The sequence below is a fragment of the Mesorhizobium sp. M0045 genome, from assembly GCF_040323385.1.
Classification (GTDB): Bacteria; Pseudomonadota; Alphaproteobacteria; order Rhizobiales; family Rhizobiaceae; genus Mesorhizobium.
The window spans coordinates 110207-126376 of sequence record NZ_JAMYUY010000017.1; the positions used below are offsets into that span (position 1 = coordinate 110207).

General features: G+C 61.8%; 16 protein-coding genes, 1 other RNA gene and 2 pseudogenes. 10 read left to right on the forward strand and 9 right to left on the reverse strand.

Annotated elements, in window-relative coordinates; translation table 11 throughout:
* Positions 1-29: 29 nt before the first annotated feature.
* Positions 30-870: pseudogene (locus NKJ72_RS23585) on the reverse strand (AAA family ATPase).
* 175 nt (positions 871-1045) lie between these two features.
* Here NKJ72_RS23585 and ssrS point away from each other — a divergent pair.
* The 4 genes from ssrS (at position 1046) to NKJ72_RS23605 (ending at position 3666) form a co-directional block, all read left to right on the forward strand.
* A non-coding RNA gene (ssrS, locus tag NKJ72_RS23590) (6S RNA) lies at positions 1046-1201 on the forward strand.
* Between the two features lie 137 nt (positions 1202-1338).
* Complete coding sequence (locus tag NKJ72_RS23595; protein WP_254816432.1) at positions 1339-1926, forward strand: 5-formyltetrahydrofolate cyclo-ligase; 588 nt, start codon at positions 1339-1341, stop codon at positions 1924-1926.
* A gap of 80 nt (positions 1927-2006) precedes the next feature.
* On the forward strand, positions 2007-2831 hold the full coding sequence (locus tag NKJ72_RS23600; protein ID WP_023678036.1) for a TIGR00282 family metallophosphoesterase: 825 nt from the start codon (positions 2007-2009) through the stop codon (positions 2829-2831).
* Positions 2832-2901: 70 nt separating this feature from the next.
* Positions 2902-3666, forward strand: a complete 765-nt coding sequence (locus NKJ72_RS23605) for a TerC family protein (RefSeq protein WP_254816433.1) — start codon at positions 2902-2904, stop codon at positions 3664-3666.
* A gap of 21 nt (positions 3667-3687) precedes the next feature.
* On the opposite strand, the gene NKJ72_RS23610 is transcribed toward NKJ72_RS23605, so the two are convergent.
* Genes NKJ72_RS23610 through NKJ72_RS23620 form a run of 3 tightly spaced genes read right to left on the reverse strand, consistent with a single transcriptional unit; the run spans position 3688 to position 5047 of the window.
* Positions 3688-4155 (reverse strand): SRPBCC family protein, encoded by a 468-nt coding sequence (locus NKJ72_RS23610; protein ID WP_352479625.1) that lies wholly within the window; start codon positions 4153-4155, stop codon positions 3688-3690.
* Between the two features lie 29 nt (positions 4156-4184).
* Positions 4185-4547, reverse strand: a complete 363-nt coding sequence (locus NKJ72_RS23615) for a VOC family protein (RefSeq protein ID WP_352479626.1) — start codon at positions 4545-4547, stop codon at positions 4185-4187.
* A 17-nt stretch (positions 4548-4564) separates the two neighbouring features.
* A complete protein-coding gene (locus NKJ72_RS23620; protein WP_254816435.1) occupies positions 4565-5047 on the reverse strand; it encodes an SRPBCC domain-containing protein in 483 nt (160 codons plus the stop codon).
* 51 nt (positions 5048-5098) lie between these two features.
* On the opposite strand from NKJ72_RS23620, the gene NKJ72_RS23625 reads away from it, so the two are divergent.
* The 4 genes from NKJ72_RS23625 to NKJ72_RS23640 all read left to right on the forward strand — a co-directional run bounded on the left by NKJ72_RS23625 (position 5099) and on the right by NKJ72_RS23640 (position 7575).
* Positions 5099-5422 carry an ArsR/SmtB family transcription factor gene (locus tag NKJ72_RS23625; RefSeq protein ID WP_352479627.1) on the forward strand — a complete coding sequence of 108 codons (324 nt, stop codon included), beginning with the start codon at positions 5099-5101 and terminating at the stop codon, positions 5420-5422.
* A 234-nt stretch (positions 5423-5656) separates the two neighbouring features.
* A complete protein-coding gene (locus NKJ72_RS23630) occupies positions 5657-6406 on the forward strand; it encodes a YebC/PmpR family DNA-binding transcriptional regulator (RefSeq protein WP_254816437.1) in 750 nt (249 codons plus the stop codon).
* Between the two features lie 66 nt (positions 6407-6472).
* Complete coding sequence (locus NKJ72_RS23635; RefSeq protein ID WP_352479628.1) at positions 6473-7267, forward strand: RDD family protein; 795 nt, start codon at positions 6473-6475, stop codon at positions 7265-7267.
* Positions 7264-7575, forward strand: coding sequence for an Rdx family protein (locus NKJ72_RS23640; protein WP_352479629.1), 312 nt, complete (start codon positions 7264-7266; stop codon positions 7573-7575). Before NKJ72_RS23635 ends, NKJ72_RS23640 begins: the two co-directional genes overlap by 4 nt.
* A 25-nt stretch (positions 7576-7600) precedes the next feature.
* Here NKJ72_RS23640 and NKJ72_RS23645 read toward each other — a convergent pair whose 3' ends face one another.
* Both NKJ72_RS23645 and NKJ72_RS23650 read right to left on the reverse strand, forming a co-directional pair.
* Complete coding sequence (locus NKJ72_RS23645; protein ID WP_254816440.1) at positions 7601-8080, reverse strand: anthrone oxygenase family protein; 480 nt, start codon at positions 8078-8080, stop codon at positions 7601-7603.
* A 1-nt stretch (position 8081) separates the two neighbouring features.
* Positions 8082-8916, reverse strand: a pseudogene (locus tag NKJ72_RS23650) (NAD(P)H-binding protein).
* A gap of 111 nt (positions 8917-9027) precedes the next feature.
* On the opposite strand from NKJ72_RS23650, the gene NKJ72_RS23655 reads away from it, so the two are divergent.
* Entirely contained in the window at positions 9028-9669 is a 642-nt protein-coding gene (locus NKJ72_RS23655) for a TetR/AcrR family transcriptional regulator (protein WP_352479630.1), read from the forward strand.
* A 265-nt stretch (positions 9670-9934) separates the two neighbouring features.
* Here NKJ72_RS23655 and rpmE read toward each other — a convergent pair whose 3' ends face one another.
* Entirely contained in the window at positions 9935-10156 is a 222-nt protein-coding gene (gene rpmE, locus NKJ72_RS23660; protein ID WP_006327661.1) for a 50S ribosomal protein L31, read from the reverse strand.
* A 204-nt stretch (positions 10157-10360) separates the two neighbouring features.
* Between rpmE and NKJ72_RS23665 the strand changes: the two genes are divergently transcribed.
* Complete coding sequence (locus NKJ72_RS23665; RefSeq protein WP_352479631.1) at positions 10361-12163, forward strand: ABC transporter transmembrane domain-containing protein; 1803 nt, start codon at positions 10361-10363, stop codon at positions 12161-12163.
* A 25-nt stretch (positions 12164-12188) separates the two neighbouring features.
* Here NKJ72_RS23665 and NKJ72_RS23670 read toward each other — a convergent pair whose 3' ends face one another.
* Positions 12189-14216 carry a DUF3857 domain-containing protein gene (locus NKJ72_RS23670; RefSeq protein ID WP_352479632.1) on the reverse strand — a complete coding sequence of 676 codons (2028 nt, stop codon included), beginning with the start codon at positions 14214-14216 and terminating at the stop codon, positions 12189-12191.
* 206 nt (positions 14217-14422) lie between these two features.
* Positions 14423-15907, reverse strand: a complete 1485-nt coding sequence (locus NKJ72_RS23675; RefSeq protein WP_352479633.1) for a carboxypeptidase M32 — start codon at positions 15905-15907, stop codon at positions 14423-14425.
* Positions 15908-16170: the final 263 nt, after the last annotated feature.

Below are 16170 nucleotides of genomic sequence, written 5' to 3' on the forward strand. Positions count from 1 at the left end.
GCTGTCCGGCGGCTTTCGTCGACCGCCCCTCACCCTTGCCGTCTCGCCATGAAGGCCAGGCGCTCGAACAGATGCACGTCCTGTTCGTTCTTCAACAAGGCGCCGTGCAGCTTGGGCAGCGCGTTCTTCGCGTCGGCGCGCAGATCCTCGGGCGCGATGTCGTCGGCAACCAGCAGGCGGATCCAGTCGAGTGCCTCGGAGGTCGACGGCTTCTTCTTGAGGCCCGGCACATCGCGGATTTCATAGAATTGCGTGAGTGCGGCGCGCACCAGGTTCTGCTTGATGCCGGGATAGTGCACGTCGACAATTTTGTGCAGCGTCTCGACGTCGGGAAAGCGGATGTAGTGGAAGAAGCAGCGGCGCAGGAAGGCGTCCGGCAGCTCTTTTTCGTTGTTGGAGGTGATGATGACGATCGGCCGGACGGTGGCGCGGATGGTCTGGCCGGTCTCGTAGACAAAGAACTCCATCCTATCCAGTTCCTGCAACAGATCGTTGGGGAATTCGATATCGGCCTTGTCGATCTCGTCGATCAGAAGCACCACCTTCTTGCCGGCGGCGAAGGCGTCCCACAGCTTGCCGCGCTTGATGTAATTGCGGATGTCGTTGAAGCGCTCGTCGCCGAGCTGACTGTCGCGCAGCCGCGAGACGGCATCATATTCATAGAGGCCCTGCTGCGCCCGGGGTGGTCGATTTGACGTGCCATTCGATCAAATCCAGGCCGAGCGCTGCCGCCACCTGACGGGCAAGTTCGGTCTTGCCGGTGCCGGGCTCGCCCTTGACCAGCAATGGCCGCTCAAGCGCGATCGCCGCGTTGACCGCCACCATCAGATCCTTGTCGGCAACATAGGCCGCCGTGCCTTCGAAACCCATTTTTGCTCCCGAGTTCATCGCGCGACCCTAAGGACGCGGCCTTCGCTGTGCAAGGCGTCGCTGGCGAAGCGGGGATCTACCGGCGCGGCCCTCGCCGAGGGGTTCTGCGTCGAATTACGCCTCGAAACATGTCGCCTCTCTGGCGCTTGGTGTGGCGTCAGCCTATATTGGGGATGACGGTCTGCGCTTCCCGGCAGGAGAACATTTTCCCCGGGGCCTTAATGATCCCTAGGGAGCTGTCCCTGGGAAGACCCGTGGGTTTTCTCATACGGCGCCCACCTACTTTGTAGGTTCCCGGGATCGCTCTCTCCACCGGTTGTGTGGATCGTCACCTATCGAAAAGGCCATCTGGCGGATCTTGTCGTCGCGCCGCTTTGTGCGGTGCTCACGAACGACAAGTTCGCCCCGCTCCTCCAAAACGTCGCTCGTAACACTCCATCCAAATCTGACCTTTTCTACCGTCGGCGCATGGCATCCCCAAAAGACCTGAAAAAAAATCTCCGCAACCAAGCCCTCGGGCGCCGCGATGCGCTCGATCCTTTCTGGCGTGTGGAGGCAGCACTCGAAATGGCCGAGACGGCGCGCGACCGGATCACGGTCGAGCCGGGCCAGATCGTCTCCGGTTTCTGGCCGATGCGCTCGGAAGTCGACGTCCGGCCGCTGATGTTTGCCCTGCGCGAGAAGGGCGCAAGGCTCTGCCTACCGGCCATCCTCGACAAGACCACCATCGTTTTTCGCGAACTGGTGCGCGGCGCGCCGATGATCGACATGGGTTTCGGCACAGTCGGGCCGCATGAGGAAGCCGAGGTGCTCGATCCGCAGCTTATGCTGGTGCCGCTTGCCGCCTTCGATGCGCGCGGGCACCGAATCGGGTACGGCGCAGGCTATTACGATCGGGCGATCGGGCGGCTGGCCGACAAGGGCCAGCAGCCGCGGCTGATCGGCATTGCCTTCGACTGCCAGGAGGTGGCCCTGGTGCCGGACGAGCCGCATGACGTGATCATTCCCGAAATACTCACCGAGAGCGGGTTGCGCCGGTTCGCGCCGAAATTGTAGATAAGTTCCTGGACGCATGGTCTTTTCCGAAAGTCATGCAGCTTTTGCTTCGCTGACCTTCGGTTCGGGATCGCGCTTATATGAGACTTCTCTTCCTCGGCGACATGGTCGGCAAGACAGGACGTACGGCGGTGTGGGAACAACTGCCCGGCCTGATCTCGGATTTCAAACTCGACTTCGTCATCGTCAATGGCGAGAACGCCGCCGGAGGCTTCGGCATCACCGAGGAGATTTTTCGCGAGACGATCTCGGCCGGCGCCGATGTCGTCACCACCGGCAACCATGTCTGGGACCAGCGCGATGCGCTGATTTTCGCGCCGCGCGAAGAACGCTTCCTGCGTCCGTCCAATTTCCCCAAGGGTACGCCGGGGCGCGGCTCAGGCGTCTATATCGCCAGGAACGGCGCGCGCGTGCTGGTCGCCAACATCATGGGTCGGGTGTTCATGCATCCCGAGCTAGACGATCCGTTCCAGGCCGGCGAGCGCGAACTTGCCGCTTGTCCGCTTGGCGAGCAGGCCGATGCAATCGTCATCGATTTCCATGCCGAGGCGACCTCGGAAAAAATGTGCTTCGCTCATTTCGTCGACGGCCGTGCCAGTCTTGTTGTCGGCACCCACACCCATCAGCCGACCGGCGATCACCAGATTCTCAATGGCGGCACCGGTTATATTTCCGATGCCGGCATGTGCGGCGATTACGATTCCTCGCTCGGCATGGACAAGGAGGAGCCGCTCAACCGGTTCTTGTCCAAAGTGCCGAAGGGACGCTTCGAGGCGTCGACGGGACCTGCGACATTGTGCGGTGTCGGCGTCGACATTTCCGACCGTAGCGGCCTGACCGAACGGATCGCGCCGTTTCGCCGCGGCCCGCGGCTCGAGGAAACGGCTCCATCCTTCTGGTCGTGACATTGATATAGACGCTTGCAATACCCAATTGCCGGCGAAACTGCTCTAGATCGTAGAGGGGACGACCTCCATGCAGCTAGTCGAATTCCTGGCGCCGCATTTCGCCTTTGTCTCCGACCCGACTGCGTGGGTCGCGCTGCTGACGCTGATCGTGCTGGAGGTCGTGCTCGGCATCGACAATCTGATCTTCATCTCGATCCTGACCAACAAATTGCCGGTAGCGCAGCGAGCCCGCGCCCGGCGGCTCGGCATCTCCGCCGCGCTGGTGATGCGGCTGATCCTGCTGGCCACCATCTCGATCATCGTCCAACTGACGACGCCTATATTCACCGCCTTCGGCCACGGGTTTTCATGGCGCGACCTGATCCTGATCGCCGGCGGCCTGTTTCTCGTCTGGAAGGCGACCAAGGAGATCCACCACACGGTCGATCTCGATGATCACCAGGACACCATGATGGGCGAGACGCTGCAGCTTTCGCTGGCCGGCGCGATTTTCCAGATATTGCTGCTCGACCTCGTCTTTTCGATCGACTCGATCATCACCGCCGTCGGCATGACCGACGAAATCGCGATCATGTACATCGCGGTGATCGTGGCGGTGAGCGTGATGATGCTGGCGGCCGGGCCGCTGGCCGATTTCATCGCCAAGAACCCCAGCATCGTCATGCTAGCGCTGGGCTTCCTGCTGATGATCGGCATGACCCTGATCGCCGACGGCATGGGTTATCATGTGCCGAAAGGCTATATCTACGCCGCCATGGGTTTTTCGGCCCTGGTCGAAGGGCTCAACATGCTGGCGCGGCGGCGGAAGAAGGCAAAGGGCGGCGGGCACTGAGGATGACCCACCGCGGCTGACCTAATGCCCCGGCACGCCTTTCGGATGGCGGTCGCCGATCAGGCCTAGCATCACGCCTTGCTCCAGCCACGCCTTGGCGCCGGCGAGCACCAGCGCAAAACCGCCGGTCGAATCGATCGCCTGCTTGACCTGCTCATCGAGGCTGCCGGCAAAGCCGAAATTGCGGACCTCGACAAAGGTCGTGGCGCCCGGCATCTCGGTAAAGGTCCACACCACCGTGGTCGGCGGATCGCTCCATTGCATCAAGATCTTCTTGTTTTCGACGATTTCACGGACATTGACCGTCGTCGAGACGCCATACATGCGCCATTCCCAATGGATTTCCTTGCCGCTGTCCAACCTGTCGCTGCCATGGGTGAACCAGAACTTCGTCGTGATCGCCGGATCGACGAAGGCTTCGAATACGTCGGCGACCGGCCGCCTTATCAGCATGCCGGCTTCGGCGGTCGGTGTTTCGCGGATTTCCATATCGTCCTCCTTTCCACGGTGCCGCCTGTTCACCAGGCATCGGGTTCGCGCACCAGGTGAATGATGTCGGCCGGGTTGGTGATCCAGCCGCCGCGAAAGCCTTCACCCAGTGCCTCGATGGCGTCGCAGCGCACGACACCGGCCTTGGCGAGATGCTCCGCTGCGGCCGGAAAATCATCGGTGAACAGTTCCAGCCAGATCTCGGCCTGGCTCATCATCGGCGCCTCGTCGATCCACAGTCGATTGGGACCGAGTTCGAAGCCGACGGCCGGCGGTTTGGCCGTGAATGGCTTCAGGCCGATGACGTCGCGATAGAAGGCGATCGTTGCCTGGTATTGATGCGGCGGGACTTTCATCGCGATGTTGATGCCGCCGGTGATCTTCGCGGTCATTCTTACTCCATTTGCTCTCAGATGTTGTTCTCGTTGGCCGGCTCGCCCTTCATCTCGCTGCGGTAATAGCCGTCGCGCAGATTGATGCCGTATTCGACATAGGCCTTCATGCAGGCCAGCATCTGCGACCAGCCCTCGCAATTGAGGTAGGATTTCTTCAGGCCGACCGCGTCCTCGTGCCAGCCGGTTTCGGCGATGGTGACGAAGGTACCGCCGTCGTCGAGCGGCTCGAAATTCATCTCGATGCGGGTCTTGTAGGCGGGCTCGCCGTCGGCGTCGGTCGCATCCCAGCGCAGCACGATGCGGCTGTCTTTCTCCACCTTGTCGACCTCCACGGGAACCTTGCCCCACCAGATGACGGTGGCGCCCGCCAGCAGCGGTGCGCTGGCGCCGCCGATCGTGGTGAAGTAGCCGCTGAGCTTCTTCGGATTGACGACCGCATCGAAGACTTCTGCGACGGGTTTGCCGATGCGGCCAGAAACCCTGAATCCAAGAGACATATCCACAGCTCCTTCCTTGAATGCAACGGTATTATGTTATAAAAACATAACATGTCAAGCACGGCGCAGGACGACAATGTTTTCAAGGCGCTGGCGCATCCGCGCCGGCGTGCGTTGCTGGACCGGCTGAAGGATGCGCCGCAGACCACCGGCATGCTGTGCGATGCCTTCCCAGACATGGACCGCTGCACGGTCATGCTGCATCTGAAGGTGCTGGAGGAGGCCGACCTGGTCGTGGTGCGCCGCGAGGGGCGCGAACGCTGGAACCATCTCAACGCGCTGCCGATCAAGCACATCCACGACCGCTGGATCAGTCAATATGCCACGCAGGCGATCAGCATCCTCGACCGGCTGAAATCCGATCTTGAGGGATGAAAGGTTGCCGAAGCCTGCCACTTTCGGGCCTTGAGCCCCTTGCGTGTCCGACGCAATGGCGCGGCTGGACGAATTGAGCCGATTTATCTATAAGCCGGCCATTCCGACAGAGAGCGCCGTACGTCCGTCCGGACGCAGCAGGACGTTCTGAAATTTTGAATTCGAGCATTTTGCAAGGCGCCGGGTGGTTCACCAGGCCGCAGATGCTCTAGCCGAGAAAACGACAGGGGTGCCATGGCTGGCCATTCACAGTTCAAGAACATCATGCATCGCAAGGGCCGCCAGGATGCGGTGCGATCGAAAATGTTTTCCAAGCTGGCGCGCGAAATCACCGTCGCCGCCAAGAGCGGCACGCCTGATCCATCGATGAACCCGCGCCTGCGCCTTGCGGTGCAGAACGCCAAGGCGGTGTCGATGCCGAAGGACAACATCCAGCGGGCCATCAACAAGGCGTCGATGGGCGATGCCGAGACCTACGAAGCCGTTCGCTACGAGGGTTACGGGCCAGGCGGCGTCGCGCTGATCGTCGAGGTGCTGACCGACAACCGCAACCGCTCGGCGTCGAATGTGCGCGCTGCCTTCACCAAAGCCGGCGGGGCGATGGGCGAGACCGGCTCGGTTTCGTTCATGTGGGACCGCGTCGGCGAGATCTACTATCCGGCATCGGCCGGCAGCGCCGAGAAGGTGATGGACGCAGCGATCGAGGCCGGCGCCGACGATGTCCAGTCGGACGAGGAAGGCCACACGATCTATTGCGCCTTCGAGAATCTCGGCGAAGTGTCGAAGGCGCTGGAAGGCGCACTCGGCGAGGCTGAATCAGTGAAGCCGATCTGGAAGCCGCAGACCAATATCGCGGTCGACGAGGAGCGTGCACAATCGCTGATGAAGCTGGTCGCGACGCTCGAAGACGACGACGACGTGCAGAGCGTCTACGCCAATTTCGAGGTCGACGAGGAGACCTTGGCGAAGCTCAGCGCGGCGTAAGTTGAGAACGCCGCGCATCGACCACGTATCTTTCTTCTAGAGCTGTCAGTTACTGATGGGGGACGGATGACTGACACTGACGAGGCTCGTTTTTCTGACGCGATGTCCTGGCCTCGCCGGGGTGGCATATGGCGCCGGCTGTTCGCTTCGATCATCGACTATCTTATCGTCCTGATACCTCTTTACGCACTTGTAGCGGGTTTGTTTCTGCTAACTGACGGCGGAGTCAAAGGCAGCTTTTGGTTGAACTGGAGACTATGTCAGGCGGCTACGTTAAACGGAGCAAGTGATCCATCATTTGCCCGTTACGATTGGCAGATATGCAGAACGTCGCTGTTCGGTATGACGGTCGCCGAATGGGCGCTGGGAACGGCTTCGGGCTCACAGTCTGAAGGAAATCCCTCCATCTCATTTGATTTGGATTCGCAGGGCAATATCCGACCGGCAGCATTGGATCTGGGTTTCCTCGAACTGGTCGTTCTCGCGTCTTATCTCTTTGTCATGGAGTTGACCTCTGGCCAGCCAATCGGCAAGCGGTTCGCGGCGCTCATAGTGCATGACCAGGATGACAAAAATAGAATCGGACTACCCGTACGAAAGGCTGTTCGGCGGCAGGGAATGAAATTTCTCGGCGCTTTGCCCATAATGTTCATGGGAGGGTGGTACACTGTTCAGGCTTGGGGCAGCGCTCCTGGGGTCGCGCAGGACTTCTCCCGGCTGGAGATTGTCGGTGCATACGCCGCGTTGGTCTTGGTTATGGTCTGGCCGATCTGGATCGCAATATCCATAGCTCTTGGCAACGACCCGATACACGATCGATTTGCCGTAACCACAGTTCGCGCAGATGAGACCGAGACATGAACGTGTCAGACAGAGCCCGCGTCCGCATCACCTATTGCACCCAGTGCCTGTGGCTGCTCAGGGCCAGCTGGATGGCGCAGGAGCTGCTGTCGACCTTCGGCACCGATCTGGGCGAAGTGACGCTGGTGCCCGGCACCGGCGGCATCTTCACCATTTCCTGCAATGACACGCTGGTCTGGGACCGCAAGCGGGACGGCGGTTTCCCCGACGCCGCAAAGCTCAAGCAACTGGTTCGCGACGTCATCGATCCGGATCGCGATCTGGGCCATGCCGACCGCAAGGGCGATAAGTCAAAAGACCCTGCCTGAGGCCTTTTACACTTCCGTCCTGCATTCACCGCCAGGCGAAGATGAAGCAGCCCAGCGCCACGATGGCGGTGATGGTGCGGACATGGTTCCACATCACCCAGTCCCTGAGATAAGTGGCCCATACTGCAGCGCCGTTGGCGCTTGTCGGATCGACGGCGGCCAGGGCGTTGTTGAGCGGCACGTTGAACATCATCGTCACGATCGGGTTGCCGACGAGGTAGATCAGGGCGCCGGCGAGGAGCCAGAATGCACCCGGTTGGCTCCAGCCGATAAGAGCGCCGGCGGCAAGGACAAGACAGACCAGCCCGGTGCCGAAAAGCGCGGTCATGAATGCCGGCGTAATCACGGTGATGTTGATCGAATTCATGGCGGCGATGCCGCCTCCGGCAGGCAAGCGGCCGAGCGCCGGCATGATAAAGTTGGAGAAGGCGAAGAAAACGCCGCCGACAACGCCTGAGCCAATGGCAGCGACGAAAGTGAGGGTGGGAAGCAGTTTCATGATCATGTCAGTTGCTCCAGATGCCGGTTGAGGCGGTTTCGGTTGCGTAGGCGGAAAAGTCCTTTGGGGCACGGCCGAGCACGCGCTCGACGCCGTCTGTCAGCGACTCGTTGCGGCCGTCGAGGACTTCGGTGAACAGCTCGTTGAGCAGCCACGCGAACTCGGCCGGCAACTCATGCTCGGCGATGGCGGCGGTGAACTCGGCGTGTGAAATCCGCTTGAAACGAATGTCGCGGCCGACGGCCCTGCCGATCTCGGCGACCGCGTCGGCGAAGCTCAGCAGCCGCGGCCCGGCCAACTCGTAGAGCTGGCCGATATGGCCCTGCCGGGTTAGTACGGCAAAGGCGGCGTCCGCGATATCGTCGGCATCGACGAATGGCTCACCGACATTGCCGACCGGCAACGCCACCTCGCCCTCGCGCAGGGCATCCACGAGAAACCCCTCACTGAAGTTCTGGGAAAACCAGGCGCAGCGCAGGATCGTCCCAATCGGCGCCTGAGGCTTTCAGCATCTCTTCGGCACGTTGCGCTTCCGGTTCGCCGCGCCCCGACAGCAGCACCAGCCGGTGCACACCACACTGCACGGCAAGGCGAGAGAAGGCGCCGACCGTGTCGGCCGCGCCGGGCACCGCAAGATCAGGATAGTAGCTGATGTAGACGGCGCCGACACCATCAAGCACGGGTTCACAAGTGGTTTTGTTTTCCCAGTCGAAGGGTGGCGTGCCCGAGCGCGAGCCTATCCGTACCTGCAGGCCCCGCGCCGTCAGCCGCTCGGCGAGGCGACGGCCGGTCTTGCCGGTGCCGCCGAGGATCAAAGTTGGTCTCGTTACAGTAGGGTTCATGCCCATTTTCCTCAGTTTGAAATGTGAGTAATCCTCACATTTGCAAAACGTGATAAACCCTCGTATTTTGCGAGTCAAGCCAATTTGTTGATTGTTCGTCGGGAGACAGTGATGGAAGGCTCTGCCGTATCGGATTCACAGGACGGCCAGATCGCATCGCCGCGCCGGGCACCGAGCCAGCAGCGCAGCCGCGAGCGGGTCGAGCGGATGCTGGCCGCCGCCTCGGCGCTGATCGCCGAGCAAGGCAGCGACGCCATGCGCATGGGAGAGGTGGCCGAGAGGGCCGGCGTGTCGATCGGCTCGCTCTACCAGTTCTTCCCGGACAAGCGGGCGATCATCTGGGCACTGGCCGAGCGCTACACCGCGGAAAGCCAGGCCTGCATTGCCGCGGCACTGGCGGAGGTCAATGACGCCGAAGGCCTGCGCCGGGCATTTTCGGAACTGGTGGATATCTACTACGGAATGTTCCTGGCCGAGCCGGTGATGCGCGACATCTGGTCGGGGACACAGGCCGACAAAGCATTGCGCGAGCTTGAGCTTGCCGACAGCCGGGCCAACGCCGAATTCCTCACTGCGGTGCTGAAAAGACTGCGGCCGTCTGCCGATCCGGCGGCACTGGAAGCGACGGCGTTTCTCATCTGGCAGATGGGCGAAGCGGCCATGCGGCTGGCGATCTCGGTCGGGCGAGAAGAAGGCGACAGGCTGGTTGCCGCTTACAAGCGAATGGCGCTGCGCGAGCTGGTGGACGGGTAGGCCGCCGTCCTCGTAGGACAGGCCGTTAGGTGGTGGCGATCAACTGCGGAAGCGGGGCGCTGCCCCTTCATCTGCCTGCCGGCACCTTCTCCCCGTTAGTGACGGGAGAGGGGGAACTCCAGCGCCGGCGACCCCACTTCCCGTTCTTCACGGGGAGAGGGTAAGGGTGAGGGGCAACACCAAACCTGAGATGATTGCCGCTGAGGCCCAATCAATAAAAAACCCGCCACGAGGGCGGGTTTCTCGATCAGCGAAACGCCAGTGCTTAGAGGCCGAAACCTTCGAAACGCTTCTTGAACTTCGACAGGCGGCCACCGCGGTCGAGCAGGGTCTGCTGGCCGCCGGTCCAGGCCGGATGAGTGGTCGGGTCGATATCGAGGTTCATCGTATCGCCTTCCTTGCCCCAGGTCGAACGGGTCATGTATTCGGTGCCGTCGGTCATGACGACCTTGATGGTGTGATAGTCGGGATGGATGTCGGTCTTCATGGTTCTGTTCCTGGCTGCCGGATGCTGCCGACGGGCTGAAGCCTGCGTCGAAGCGCCCCTTTTTAAAACTCGAAGCCGCAGCTAATAAGGAGCCACGGCTTCTAAAACGGTCGGCGAGCCTATACATCAGCCGGAATTGAATCACAAGGCCGCGGCAAGCGCATATTGATGGCGCAAACCTCAAAGGGCCAAAGGAAACGGGTCATGGCGAACATCAGCGGCGATGCAGACGAGCGCAGGCGCTCGCTGAGGCCGCTGCAGCGCCTGTTTCCCTATATCATGCATTACCGCAAAATGGTCATCGGCGCGATCGTTTCGCTGGCCGTGGCGGCGGCGACGACGCTGGCGCTGCCGCTGGCCGTGCGGCGGATGATAGATCACGGCTTTTCCGCTTCCGATTCCAGCTTCATTGCCGAATATTTCGCCATGCTGGTGGTGATGGCCGCCGTGCTGGCGGCGGCGTCCGCCAGCCGCTACTATTTCGTCATCACGCTCGGCGAGCGCGTCGTTGCCGATATCCGCCGCGATGTCTTTGCCCATGTCACCACGTTGTCTCCATCCTTCTTCGATACCGCCCAGTCGGGCGAGATCGTCTCGCGGCTCTCCGCCGACACGACGCAGGTCAAATCGGCCGTCGGTGCTACCGCCTCGGTGGCTTTGCGCAACGTCATTCTTGGCCTCGGCGCCGTGGCGATGATGGTCTTCACCAGCCCAAAACTGTCCGGCCTGGTCATCGCGGCCATTCCGCTAATCGTGCTGCCGCTAGTCGCCTTCGGCCGCTCGGTGCGGCGCAAGTCACGGCTGGCGCAGGATACTCTGGCCAATGCCACCGCCTACGCCAGCGAGCAGATCGGCGCGGTGCGCACCCTGCAGGCCTTCACCAACGAGAAGCTTGTAACCGGGTATTTTTCATCCGCCGTGGAAGCAGCGTTCGAAGCGGCGCGGGCCTCGATCTTTGCCCGCTCCTTTCTCACCTTCTTCGCCATCTTCATGATCTTTTCGTCGGTCGTGGCGGTGCTATGGTTCGGTTCGCGCGACGTGCTCGACGGGTCGCTGTCGCCGGGCACGCTTGGCCAATTCCTGCTCTATTCGGTGTTCGCCGCCGGCGCCCTCGGCGCCCTGTCGGAAGTCTGGGGCGAACTGTCCCAGGCAGCGGGCGCCGCCGAACGGCTGACCGAGATCCTGGCCGAGAAACCCGGGATCCAGGCGCCCGCCGATCCGAAGCCGCTGCCGGCAAAGGCGAGAGGCGCGGTCAGCTTCGACGCTGTCTCCTTCTCCTATCCGGCCCGACCCGACCGCGCCGCCGTCCATGGCCTGAGCTTTCAGGTCAAACCCGGTGAGACGGTGGCGATCGTCGGGCCATCCGGCGCCGGCAAGAGCACGGTGTTTTCGCTGCTTCTGCGCTTCTACGATCCGGAGGCCGGCAGGATCGTCATCGACGGGATCGATCTGCGCGAGGCCGATCCGGCCGCGATCCGCGCGCGCATCGCCATCGTGCCGCAGGACGTCACCATTTTTGCGGCGAGCGCGCGCGACAATATCGGCTTTGGCCGGCCCGGTGCCAGCCAGGCCGAGATCGAGGCGGCGGCGAAGGACGCGCTTGCCGACGAGTTCATCCTGAAGCTCGAAAAAGGCTATGACAGCCAGGTCGGCGAGCGCGGCGTGACGCTGTCGGGCGGCCAGCGCCAGCGCGTGGCGATCGCCCGCGCCATTCTGCGCGATGCGCCGATCCTTCTGCTCGACGAGGCGACCTCGGCACTCGATGCCGAAAGCGAGACGCTGGTGCAGACGGCGCTGGACCGGCTGATGCAGGGCCGCACCACGATCGTCATCGCCCATCGGCTGGCAACCGTGCTGAAGGCCGATCGCATCCTGGTCATGGATGGCGGCCGCATCGTCGAGGAAGGCACACATCAGAGCCTGGTCGCCAAGGGCGGCATCTATGCGCGGCTGGCCAAGCTGCAGTTCGATACCGGTGCGAATGCTTTCAGGGGCGCGGCCGAGTAGGTCTGCCCGCGACGGCCGGGATTCTTCAGCTACCGAAAGCTCGGCGTTTGCCGCGTCGATAGGCGATGAAGAGGGGAACGCCGACAAGCAACGACAACAAAAGCATGCTGGCGACGGTCTGTCGCTGCTCCTTTGCCGGATCGCTGAGCTGCACATCGGCAGGCGGCTCTTCATAGGTAAAATCGTACTGCCAGCGAATTTGGTCTGCGACCTCATCGACGGTTTTCAGATAATCGGCAATCGCCTTGGCCGGCACTTCACTTGCCAGCGTCTGAAAGTTCCATTCAAGTTGAAATTCGGTGGGCGTGTTGGACCAGGACGCCTTGAGAGACAGGTAGGGAGTCACGACGTTTTTCATCGATTCGCCGGAAAACCTCGCCTTGAGGTTGCGCACGGTCACCTTGTGGCGGCGGTAGAACTGGGAGCCGAGGGAGACGGGCCCGGTTCGGTCGACGATTGTCGGGGTTGGAAGAGAGTTGTTGCCGAGATCGGCCGCGCGGATCGGGAAATTCTTTGCCAGATCGTTGGCCGCCAGCGCCTCCGCCGGCAAGCGATAACTTTCCTTCACACTCACTATGTTGCCGTCGCGGCGATCCACGATTTCCGGCTTGGCGATGGTTTGGATGCCGGGATATTGCTTGTTGTAGTATTTCAGGTAGGCGTCCGACACCTCGCTCAGCGACCGGCTGGCGAAATTGCCGCGCATCCAATCGGCATCGGCGTCCTCATATGTCGAGAAGACCGTCAGTACCAGAGGATCGCCCGGTTTGCGCGGAAAGTCGAATTCCTCGACGATCTGGATCGATGGGCTGGTGAGCACAGGGCTCGGCATCTTCTCCAACCCGCCGGTGCTGGAAAGCGGCAGCGCGAAGCCGTAGTCCGGCTGTGCGAGATTGTGCGCCCTGCCGCCCTGAAGATAGTTCGTGGCGTCCAGCCAATATGTCTTTGCTCCGATCCTTGCCTTGACTATGGCATGGTCGAAATCGCGAAGCGCCGGCAGATGCTGCTCCAGGGCCCGTCCCTCGTCGAGATCGGCCAAGGCGACCTCGGCAGCAATGCCAAGCCGCACAAGCGACGAGACCAGCAGCAGGGCCTTGTCCTTGCAGTCACCGAACCCGCTCAGGATGACCGTCGCTGGATCACGCGGAACGTAGGAACCGGCACCCATCGACAGGCTTACATAGCGGATCTGGTCCTGCACCAACCGCATTGCCTCGACCATTCGGTCCTCCGGCACCGGATGTCGCAGAGCGATGTCGTCGAGCTTTGCGGCAAAAGCCGGGGGAAAAGTGGTCGCTGGCTTGTAATAGGGCGCAACGGCATCGACCACGCTTTGCCAATTCGCGGTAGACGCGACATCGATGGAGCCCCAGCCTGGATAGGTCACGGGCAGGTTATCCTCGACATTGACCGGTTTCGGGTTTGGAATCTCCCATAGATAGGTGGTGTCCGGCCCAGTCGGGGAGATTGAGGGCTTAAGTCGGGTTCCCCTTGTCTTGATCTGGAGCGGCTGGCCCGAAGGCCAAATGATGCTTGTGCGGAGAAGCGCTACCGGCTCTTCCCATTCGGTGGAGAAATTCTTGAAGAAAAGGTCCTTGCCGACCAGCGGTGTTACTTCGTAGGTCGACCCGTAATCGACGATGTCGCCGGCACGCACGTCATCGATGTTGACATGTGCAGTCAGCCAGCCGTCGAAGACGCCTTTCTCGGCGTCTCTTTCCCTGCGGAAGATGTCGAATTCGACGCCTTCCAGCCGGTCCAGAACGGCGCCATCGCGGATGATGTGAAGATGGTTGAGCGTGACCTTGTGCCGGGACGGATCGAACTGCAGATCGATACTCGCGCCACGGTCCAGGCCGGGACGGTCGACGATTTTATAGACGGTGCGCGAGTACTCGACATAGCCGCCGGCGCGATGCTTGATCTGGTCGTCCGAGAGCAGCCATGAAACGCCATTCTTGATTTGATCCGATCGGGCGGGATCGGCAGCCGGAATATCAAGCTGCTTTACCCAGCTTTCTGCCGGACCCTTGAAAACCATGTCGTCGGACATGGCCGGAGAACTCAGACCGATCAATAAGATGAAAAATACCAAGCGGGGCCAGAAAGACTTCACCCTATGAAAACTGTAACAGGCAGACATCTACGCTCGCCCAACTTGGAAGAACTCCTTTTTCAGAGGCTTTCCCACCAAAGTAAAGGCCAGTTTCGCGGATTTCCGCGGTCACCGCGGCAAGAACCTGGAATAGATGAAGCGGCTCAGTTCCCGTACCGCTTCTTCAGGTGATCGGTGAAATGCGCGGCATTGAGCTTTTCGCCGGTGGCGCGTTCGAGCAGTTCCGGCGTCGACCAGCGCGAGCCTTGCGACCAGATCCTTTTGCGGCGCCAGTCGTTGATCGCGGCGAAATCGCCCTTGGCGAGGTCTTCGTCGGCTGAAGGATGATCTCTGGTCAGCGCCGCCCATTGCTGCGCCGCCATCATGGCGCCGAGCGTGTAGGAGGGGAAATAGCCGAAGGCGGCACCCGGCCAGTGGACGTCCTGCATCGGACCATCAGCCGGATTGTCTGATGTCGACAGGCCGAGATAATCGCGCATTTTGGCATCCCAGGCCTCGGGCAGGTCTGCTGCTTCCAGCCGTCCCGAGACAAGCTCCTGCTCCAGTTCGTAGCGCAGGATGACATGCAGCGGATAGGTGACCTCGTCGGCATCGACGCGGATCAGGCCGCGCTCGACCCGGTGCACATGCGGCAGGATGTCGTCGATCGTCCACCTCTCACCAAGGTGTCTTTCGACCACCGGCAGCGCCCAGCGCCAGAATTCTGGATTGCGGCCGATCTGCTTTTCTACGAACAGGCTCTGGCTTTCATGCATCGCCATGCCGCGCGCTTTGCCGAGCGGCCAGTGCGCCCAGGCCTTCGGCAGGTTCTGCTCGTACAGCGCATGGCCGGTCTCGTGCAGCACGCCCATCAGCGCCGACAGGAAATCCGAGGTCTTGTAGCGGGTGGTGATGCGCACGTCGCTCGGCACCCCGCCGCAGAACGGATGGTGCGAAACCGACAGCGAGCCGTGGGTGAGGTTGAAGCCGACTGCCGCCATCATGGCGAGGCCGAGCTCGCGCTGCTTGTCCAAGGGGTAGCTGCCGGAAAGCGGCTGCAGCGGATGTTTCGCCAGCCGCTCTTCCTGCACGGCCAGTGCCTCCGGTACGAAGCCTTTCAGGAAGGCCTTCAACTCGGCAAACACAGGCGTGATGTCGGCGGTGCGATTGCCCGGGTCATATTGCTCCATCAGCGCGTCGTAAGGCTCGAGCCCGAGTACCTCGGCGCGAAGTGCCGCCTCCTCGCGGACCAGCGCCACGACGCCTTCCAGCGCCGGCAGGAACCCGGCCCAGTCGTTCTTGGCGCGCAGGTCGCGCCAGAGCTGCTCGGAGCGCATGCGCGCGGTCGTCTGGCGCTCGACGAACTCGACCGGCAGGCAGGTCAGGTTGGTGTATTGCCGGCGGAATTCCCTGACCGCGGCCTGCTGCTCTTCGTTCAGCGCTTCCTGCTCGGCCGCCGCGATCCAATCGGCAATCTCCGGCGCAGTCGCCCGGGCATGGTGCATGCCGGCAAGCGCCGACATTGCCTCCGCGCGCTTCTCGCCGCCGCCGACCGCCATATGGGTCGCTTCATCGGCGCCGAGGATGGCGAGGGCGTGTTCCAGTGCTTCGAGCTTGTGGCCGAGGTCGTCGAGTTTTTGAAAGGACATTGTGGGTTCCGCTGATTTGACGGCGAGAAAAGATATCAATGCAAAACTGTTGGCAACCCCGAAAGCCGCCCGCGACCGACGCGTTGAATGCCGGCCGCAACGGCCGGTTTCCAGTTCAAAGCCTTCGTCCGGGTCTGCGTCGCCGGGGGCCCCCCATTAAGCGGGGGGCCCGGGGGGCCGGGAATACATTTTAAAACCAACCGGGGCGGCGGTGGGGGGGCGTATTAGGGGGGGGTGTGGGGGGGGCATGTTACCGGAACACG

Coding starts and splice junctions, on each gene's coding strand:
- NKJ72_RS23675 (WP_352479633.1), bottom strand. CDS start 15,907: ATGTCCTTTCAAAAACTCGACGACCTCGGCCACAAGCTCGAAGCACTG.
- NKJ72_RS23640 (WP_352479629.1), top strand. CDS start 7,264: ATGAACGTGTCAGACAGAGCCCGCGTCCGCATCACCTATTGCACCCAG.
- NKJ72_RS23595 (WP_254816432.1), top strand. CDS start 1,339: ATGGCATCCCCAAAAGACCTGAAAAAAAATCTCCGCAACCAAGCCCTC.
- NKJ72_RS23615 (WP_352479626.1), bottom strand. CDS start 4,547: ATGACCGCGAAGATCACCGGCGGCATCAACATCGCGATGAAAGTCCCG.
- NKJ72_RS23635 (WP_352479628.1), top strand. CDS start 6,473: ATGACTGACACTGACGAGGCTCGTTTTTCTGACGCGATGTCCTGGCCT.
- NKJ72_RS23645 (WP_254816440.1), bottom strand. CDS start 8,080: ATGATCATGAAACTGCTTCCCACCCTCACTTTCGTCGCTGCCATTGGC.
- NKJ72_RS23605 (WP_254816433.1), top strand. CDS start 2,902: ATGCAGCTAGTCGAATTCCTGGCGCCGCATTTCGCCTTTGTCTCCGAC.
- NKJ72_RS23625 (WP_352479627.1), top strand. CDS start 5,099: ATGTCAAGCACGGCGCAGGACGACAATGTTTTCAAGGCGCTGGCGCAT.
- NKJ72_RS23655 (WP_352479630.1), top strand. CDS start 9,028: ATGGAAGGCTCTGCCGTATCGGATTCACAGGACGGCCAGATCGCATCG.
- NKJ72_RS23610 (WP_352479625.1), bottom strand. CDS start 4,155: ATGGAAATCCGCGAAACACCGACCGCCGAAGCCGGCATGCTGATAAGG.
- rpmE (WP_006327661.1), bottom strand. CDS start 10,156: ATGAAGACCGACATCCATCCCGACTATCACACCATCAAGGTCGTCATG.
- NKJ72_RS23600 (WP_023678036.1), top strand. CDS start 2,007: ATGAGACTTCTCTTCCTCGGCGACATGGTCGGCAAGACAGGACGTACG.
- NKJ72_RS23665 (WP_352479631.1), top strand. CDS start 10,361: ATGGCGAACATCAGCGGCGATGCAGACGAGCGCAGGCGCTCGCTGAGG.
- NKJ72_RS23670 (WP_352479632.1), bottom strand. CDS start 14,216: ATGTCCGACGACATGGTTTTCAAGGGTCCGGCAGAAAGCTGGGTAAAG.
- NKJ72_RS23630 (WP_254816437.1), top strand. CDS start 5,657: ATGGCTGGCCATTCACAGTTCAAGAACATCATGCATCGCAAGGGCCGC.
- NKJ72_RS23620 (WP_254816435.1), bottom strand. CDS start 5,047: ATGTCTCTTGGATTCAGGGTTTCTGGCCGCATCGGCAAACCCGTCGCA.